7 protein-coding genes and 1 tRNA gene are annotated in these 6,039 nt (G+C 70.2%); 3 read left to right on the forward strand and 5 right to left on the reverse strand.

The annotated features are described in order from the left end of the window. Window positions 1-97 precede the first annotated feature (97 nt). Window positions 98-174 (forward strand) — tRNA-Asp (locus PMI01_RS25835). A gap of 62 nt (window positions 175-236) precedes the next feature. On the opposite strand, the gene PMI01_RS25840 is transcribed toward PMI01_RS25835, so the two are convergent. Beyond that, window positions 237-542, reverse strand: a complete 306-nt coding sequence (locus tag PMI01_RS25840; RefSeq protein ID WP_007676853.1) for a UBP-type zinc finger domain-containing protein — start codon at window positions 540-542, stop codon at window positions 237-239. Window positions 543-659: 117 nt separating this feature from the next. On the opposite strand from PMI01_RS25840, the gene PMI01_RS25845 reads away from it, so the two are divergent. Next, window positions 660-1,676: an LLM class flavin-dependent oxidoreductase gene (locus PMI01_RS25845; RefSeq protein WP_007676855.1), complete on the forward strand. Its 1,017-nt coding sequence runs from the start codon at window positions 660-662 to the stop codon at window positions 1,674-1,676. A gap of 18 nt (window positions 1,677-1,694) precedes the next feature. Here the strand turns inward: PMI01_RS25845 and PMI01_RS25850 are convergent, their stop codons facing one another. From PMI01_RS25850 to PMI01_RS25855, 3 genes are read right to left on the reverse strand one after another with little or no spacing between them, the layout of a single operon-like run. Next, complete coding sequence (locus tag PMI01_RS25850) at window positions 1,695-2,918, reverse strand: glycosyltransferase family 4 protein (RefSeq protein WP_007676856.1); 1,224 nt, start codon at window positions 2,916-2,918, stop codon at window positions 1,695-1,697. Window positions 2,919-2,978: 60 nt separating this feature from the next. Further along, on the reverse strand, window positions 2,979-3,146 hold the full coding sequence (locus PMI01_RS27555; RefSeq protein WP_162830830.1) for a hypothetical protein: 168 nt from the start codon (window positions 3,144-3,146) through the stop codon (window positions 2,979-2,981). Between the two features lie 55 nt (window positions 3,147-3,201). Continuing rightward, a complete protein-coding gene (locus tag PMI01_RS25855) occupies window positions 3,202-4,098 on the reverse strand; it encodes an SPFH domain-containing protein (protein WP_007676857.1) in 897 nt (298 codons plus the stop codon). 104 nt (window positions 4,099-4,202) lie between these two features. Here PMI01_RS25855 and PMI01_RS25860 point away from each other — a divergent pair, with 104 nt between their 5' ends. Next, window positions 4,203-5,462 (forward strand): glycosyltransferase, encoded by a 1,260-nt coding sequence (locus PMI01_RS25860; RefSeq protein ID WP_007676858.1) that lies wholly within the window; start codon window positions 4,203-4,205, stop codon window positions 5,460-5,462. Here PMI01_RS25860 and PMI01_RS25865 read toward each other — a convergent pair. Beyond that, window positions 5,459-6,039, reverse strand: a 581-nt coding sequence (locus PMI01_RS25865) for a DNA glycosylase AlkZ-like family protein (RefSeq protein WP_007676859.1), incomplete at its 5' end; no start/stop codon positions are given. The two genes, PMI01_RS25860 and PMI01_RS25865, sit on opposite strands and share 4 nt — an antisense overlap.

A 6,039-nucleotide genomic window follows, 5' to 3' on the forward strand; every position in this document is an offset into this window, starting at 1 on the left:
CAAGTCCCGTCATTCGCGCCACCTTCCCTGAAGTTGGTCGCTTCCCACCTTAGGCAGTATATAGAACGACCGCGCCGGACATTGGTTCGCGCCCGACGCGGATGTAGCTCAGTTGGTTAGAGCGCCGGCCTGTCACGCCGGAGGTCGCGGGTTCAAGTCCCGTCATTCGCGCCACTTCCTCTCCTTCGCATCGCCGGACGCCGGTCTTCGACCCAGGCCGATCGATTCGCCGCGTCTCAATAGAATCGCGGGATCGGTCCCGGATGCGGGGTCGGGGCGTCGAATTCGAAGAACTCCTTGTCGACATAGCACCACCCCCAGCCCTCCGGCGGGTCATAGCCCTCGATGATCGGGTGGGCCGTGGCCTTGAAATGCTTGGTGGCGTGCTTGTTTTTCGACTGGTCGCAGCAGCCGACGTGGCCGCAGGTCCGGCAAAGCCGCAGATGCAGCCACCGATCGCCCGATTGCAGGCACTCCTCGCAACCGGCGGTCCTGGGTTCAACGACCGCGATGCTGTCCAGATGGGTGCATTTCAGCGTCATCCTCGCCTCCGTTCGCCGCCTGCCTGGCGTCGAAACCGATTAGTGCGCGGATCGCGAGGTCTCGGCTAGTACGATCCGCGCCTTGAGGTTCGGTCCCGGCGCTACGATGTAGCGTGCATGTCACATGCTCACCCCCTGCCTTTCTCCGTCCTCGACCTCGCCCCGGTTCCGCAGGGAATCGCCGTTGGCCAGGCGCTCCACAACAGTCTGGACCTGGCGCGCCACGCCGAACGACTGGGCTATCACCGCTATTGGCTGGCCGAGCATCACAACATGCCGGGCATCGCCAGCGCCGCCACCGCCGTGGTCATCGGCCACGTGGCCGCCGGCACGAAGACGATTCGGGTCGGATCGGGCGGCGTCATGCTGCCCAACCACGCGCCGCTGATGGTGGCCGAGGCGTTCGGCACCCTGGCCGCCCTCCATCCCGGCCGCATCGACCTGGGCCTGGGCCGCGCGCCCGGCACCGACCAGGCGACCATGCGGGCCCTGCGCCGCTACATGGGCGCGGTCGATTCGTTCGCCCAGGACGTCGTCGAGTTGCAGGCCTGGTTCAAGCCGGCCCAGCCGGGACAGGCCGTGCGGGCCGTGCCGGGCGAGGGCCAGGACGTGCCGCTGTGGCTGCTCGGCTCCAGCACCTACAGCGCCCAGCTGGCGGCGGCGCTGGGCCTGCCCTTCGCCTTCGCGGCCCACTTCGCCCCGGACCAGCTGATGGAGGCGATCGCCGTCTATCGCCGCACCTTCAAGCCGTCGGACGCCCTGGCCCAGCCCTATGTCCTGGTCTGTATCGGGGTCTGCGCCGCCGACAGCGACGAGGAAGCGCGCCGGCTGTCCACCTCGTCGCAGCAGCAGTTCCTCGCCCTGCGGCGCGGCCAGCCCGGCCTGCTGCCGGCCCCGGTCGACGACATCCGCGCCATCGCGTCGGCGTCCGAGCTCGCCGGCCTCGACCACACCTTCCGCTATTCGGCGATCGGCGGGCCCGAGACCGTGCGCGCCAAGATCCAGTCAGTGCTGGACGCCACGGGCGCCGACGAACTGATGGCCGCTTCGCAGATTCACGATCACGCGGCGCGAGTGCGTTCCTACGAGATCCTGGCCCAGGTGCGCGGCGCGCTCGTTCAAGCCGCCGCCTAGCCGCCGCCTAGCCGCCCGCTATTGGGTCGGCAGGCGTTGCTCGACCGGATCGCCGAACGCGGCGCAGCCGGCGAGACCGCCGTAGATCGCCGACAGCTTGCGGAACACCGGGTCCCAGCCGTGCCTTTGCTCGGCTCGCAGGCGGGCGGCCAGGCCCAGCGCCGGCAGGTCGCGGGCGAACACCGATTCCACGGCCTCGGCGAAGGCCTGGGCTTCCGACGCCGTCGCCAGGGCCCCGACCGTCTCGTCCACCGACTCGGCCACGCCGCCGGCGTCGACGCCGATCACCGGCAGGCCGCAGGCCATGGCCTCCAGCACGATCAGGCCGAAGGGTTCGTTGTCGTTGGCATGGACGAAGGCGTCGCAGCTGGCCAGCACGGCGGCCAGGCTCTGCGGGTCGCGCTGATAGTCCATGCAGATCACCCGATCGCTGGACGGCGCCCCGGCCCCCGCGCCGACGAACAGCAGCACATAGGGATCGCCCAGGCGCTCGACCGCCTCGACCAGCACGTCGAGCTTCTTCTCCCGGGCCGGGCGGCCGGCGAACACCAGGATGCGGTGGCGGCTGGTCAGGCCCAGCTTGCGGCGCAGCGCCTCGCGGTCGCCGCGCCCAGGGTGGAAGATCTCGGTGTCGACGCCCAGCGGCAGGCCGATGGCGGTCTTGACCCCGGCGTCGATCAGCCGGCCGGCGATGAACTGGCTGGGCGCCACGGCCTGGTCGAACTGGCTGTAGATCGCCGCCCAACGTTTCTGCACGGGCTTCTCGGCCCATTCGCCGATGTGCAGGGCCGCCAGGGCGCCGAGGTCGGTGTGGCAGAAACCGACGACCGGCACGCCCAGGGCGTCGCCGGCCTTCAGGGCGGCCAGGCCGGGGGTGTACGGATCGCCGGCCTCGATGATGTCCGGTCGCTGACGAATCAACCGCTCCATCCAGGCGCCCTTGACCACCGGCCAGCGATAGCCGTCACCGAATGGCAGCGGCGCGGCATAGATCGAGACCCGACCGTGGCCGTCATGGGCGTCGCGCGGGCCGGGCACCACCAGGGTGTGTCGGACCTGCGGCCGATTCGCCGCGATCCAGGCGCGCTTGCAGTTCAGATAGCGCCGAACGCCGCCGCTGCGCGGGGCGTAGAGCATGGTCGTATCGACCAGCCTGACCGGCTTTCCGCCCGGCCGGACAGCCTTGAACAGGGGTTGTTCAGCCTCGTTGAACGCCGAGAGCGGATCAAACCTCATATCCATCACGCCGGAACCTCGCTTGTCGCCCACGTCCGTCGGAACGGTCGCAAAGCCATAAGGCATTCATGGGGACGGAGGTTCCTCCGAAGCTGAACCGCTGTCCAGCGATCGCAACGCGCCGCGGCGCGAGAGCGCCTCGCGCAAAAGCATTTCAACCTGAGCGTTGACGCTGCGCAGTTCGGCCGCCGCCAGATGTTCGACGGCGGCCAGCACCTCGGGGCGCACGCGCATCAGAAACGCGCGGCGCCCACTTTTCGGCGAGTCGGGCGGAGAAACAGCCAAGGGATCAGCCGTACAGCGTGCCGGTGTTGACCACGGGCTGGACCTCACGGTCGGCGCACAGCACCACCAGCAGGTTGGACACCATCGCCGCCTTGCGCTCGTCGTCCAGGACGACGACCTCGCGCTCGCTGAGCTGCTGCAGGGCGTTCTCGACCATGCCGACCGCGCCGGCGACGATCGTGCGTCGCGCGGAGAGAACGGCTTCGGCCTGCTGGCGCTTGAGCATCGAGCCGGCGATCTCCGGCGCATAGGCCAGGTGCATCAGGTGGGTCTCGTCGATCGACACCCCGGCCACCGCCGTGCGGCCCCGAAGATCGGTCCGCAGGCGCTCGCCGACCTGGTCGGCGTCGGCCCGCAGCGTGGGTTCGCCGCTGTCGTCGTGGTCGTAGGCGTAGTGCGAGGCCGTCTCGCGCAGCGCGGTCTCGATCTGGATGTTCACGAACGCGACGTAGTCGTCGACGTCGAACAGGGCCTGGGCGGTGTCCGACACCCGCCAGACGATGTTAGCCGCGATCTCGACCGGATTGCCGCGCTTGTCGTTGACCTTCAGCGTCTCGCTGGTGACGTTGCGCACCCGCAGGCTGATCTTCTTGCGGCCGTACCAGGGCAGCACCCAGCGCAGGCCGGTCCGGCGGTCGGTGCCGACATAGGTTCCAAACAGCGTGATCGAATAGGCCTCGTTCGGCTGCAACGCGTAGAAACCGCAGCTGACCAGCAGGAACAGGACGATCAGCGTCATGCCCAGCGCGACGCCGGCAAAGCCGGTGGCGCCGGCGACGGCGGTCGAAAAGGCCCAGAATGCGGCGACCACCAGCAGTGGAAGCGACAGCAACGGCAGTCCGCCACCGATCCCGCCATAGGCGCGTTCGGTCGATCGGTTGATATTCGGCGCGTCGGACATGGAGCCCTCCAGGACTGATGTCAAAGTGATATCATTTTGATCGCTTATGGCAAGGCTCCTTCGGACCGCGTAGGCAGGCGGTGCGGATGCGGTCGAGGGTTCTGATGGCGCGGTATCTCTTCACCACCTGGGAAGGCGGCGGCCATGTGCAGCCCATGCTGCTGGTCGCCCGCGACCTCGCGGCGCGCGGCCACGCGGTGCTGGTGCAGAGCGACCCTTGCAACGGGCCGGACGCCGCGGCCCTGGACGTGCCGTTCCGCGCCTGGACGACCGCGCCCTTCCAGACGGGCAAGACCCACGACGATGACCGCCTGAAGGACCACGAGGCCGACAATCCGCTGGCGGTGATCCATCGCCTGCTGGACCGGGTGATGACCGGCCCCGCCCTCGCCTACGCCCAGGACACCCTCGCGGCGATCGACGCCTTCGCGCCCGACGTGGTCGTGACCCAGGAACTGCTGCTGGGCCCGATGATGGCGGCCGAAGCGCGCGGCCTGCCCCTGGCCCTGCTGGCCGCCAACGTCTGGTCGCTGCCGACCATGGCCGGCGCGCCGCCGTTCGGGGCCGGCATGCTGCCGGCGACCAATGACGAGGAGCGGGCCATGCACGCCATGGTCGGCCAGATGAGTCGCGGCTTCTTCCAGGCCGGCCTGCCCGACCTCAACGCCGCCCGCGCCGCGCTGGCCCTGCCGCTGCTGGACGACGTTTTCGCGCAGTTGGATGTCGCCAGGGCGATCCTGCTGGCCACCAGCCGGGCCTTCGACTTCGCGCCCAGCCCCCTGCCCGCGCCTTTCGCCCATGTCGGCCCCTACCTGGCCGACCCGGCCTGGGTCGAGGCCTTCGCGCCGCCGCCCGGCGACGCGCCGCTGATCGTGGTGTCGTTCTCCAGCCTCTACCAGGCCCAGGAGCCGGCCCTGCGCGCCATCATCGCCGCTCTGGGCCAATTGCCGGTGCGCGGCGTGGTGACCACCGGACCGACCATCGATCCGGCCGAGTTCGCGGCGCCGCCCCACGTCGCCGTCGTGCGCAGCGCGCCGCATGGCGAACTGCTGAAGGACGCCGCCCTGTTCATCACCCATGCCGGCCACGGCTCGACCCTGCGACCGCTGCTGGCGGGCGTCCCCCTGCTCTGCCTGCCGATGGGGCGCGACCAGAACGACAACGCCGCCCGCGTCATCCATCGCGGCGCCGGCCTGACCCTGCCCGCCGACGCCGGCCCCGAGGCGATCACGGCCGCCGTGCGCCGGTTGCTGGATGAGCCGGCCTTCAAGGCCGCCGCCGAAGACCTGGGCGCGGCGATCCGCGTGGACGAGGCGGCGCGCGGCGCGGCCACCGCGCTCGAGGCGCTCGCCGAACGGCCCTAGGCCCCGTCCAGGGTCTCGATGCGGATGTCGCGCCGGTCGTGCCTGGCCGCGAAGGCCAGCAAGGCCTCGCCTTCCGCGCCCAGGGCCTTGGCGGCGCCCTTCGCGGGCTTGTCGAACAACTCCACGCGCAGGACGGACTCCGCCTTGCCATCCTCGATGCGCCAGCGGCCCGCCACGAAACCGTCGATCAGCACCGCGGCGCGCAGGATGCCGTTCTCGGTGAACATCCAGCGCTTGTGCTCCGGCCGCATGATCCGGCTGCGGTCCTCGTGGGCCAGCAGCATGTTGTCGAACTCGCCCAGCAGCCGCACAGGCGCGGCGACGTCGCCTGAAGGCCTGGACGCCTCGGGCAGGTCGAAAAGCTCTACGCCGTGCTCGTCGCGGAAGGTCAGCAACGCGGGGCGGAGCGTGTCGAACACCGGGGCCAGCCGGCTCAGCCCCAGCCAGGTCTGGGCGTCGGCCACGCTGGCCGGCCCGAACGCCGCCAGGTAGCGGCGCACCAGGTCGTCGAGCGTCAGGCTGTCGCCCTTCGGCGGGTCGAGCCGGTCCGCCATCGCCGCCAGCATCGGCTGGGGGG

It is taken from the genome of Caulobacter sp. AP07 (assembly GCF_000281955.1).
Classification (GTDB): domain Bacteria; phylum Pseudomonadota; class Alphaproteobacteria; order Caulobacterales; family Caulobacteraceae; genus Caulobacter.

What these genes read in the sequence shown, in the direction of transcription:
- PMI01_RS25840 (WP_007676853.1), bottom strand. Translation starts at nt 542, where the DNA reads ATGACGCTGAAATGCACCCATCTGGACAGCATCGCGGTCGTTGAACCC.
- PMI01_RS25845 (WP_007676855.1), top strand. Translation starts at nt 660, where the DNA reads ATGTCACATGCTCACCCCCTGCCTTTCTCCGTCCTCGACCTCGCCCCG.
- PMI01_RS25850 (WP_007676856.1), bottom strand. Translation starts at nt 2,918, where the DNA reads ATGGATATGAGGTTTGATCCGCTCTCGGCGTTCAACGAGGCTGAACAA.
- PMI01_RS27555 (WP_162830830.1), bottom strand. Translation starts at nt 3,146, where the DNA reads ATGCGCGTGCGCCCCGAGGTGCTGGCCGCCGTCGAACATCTGGCGGCG.
- PMI01_RS25855 (WP_007676857.1), bottom strand. Translation starts at nt 4,098, where the DNA reads ATGTCCGACGCGCCGAATATCAACCGATCGACCGAACGCGCCTATGGC.
- PMI01_RS25860 (WP_007676858.1), top strand. Translation starts at nt 4,203, where the DNA reads ATGGCGCGGTATCTCTTCACCACCTGGGAAGGCGGCGGCCATGTGCAG.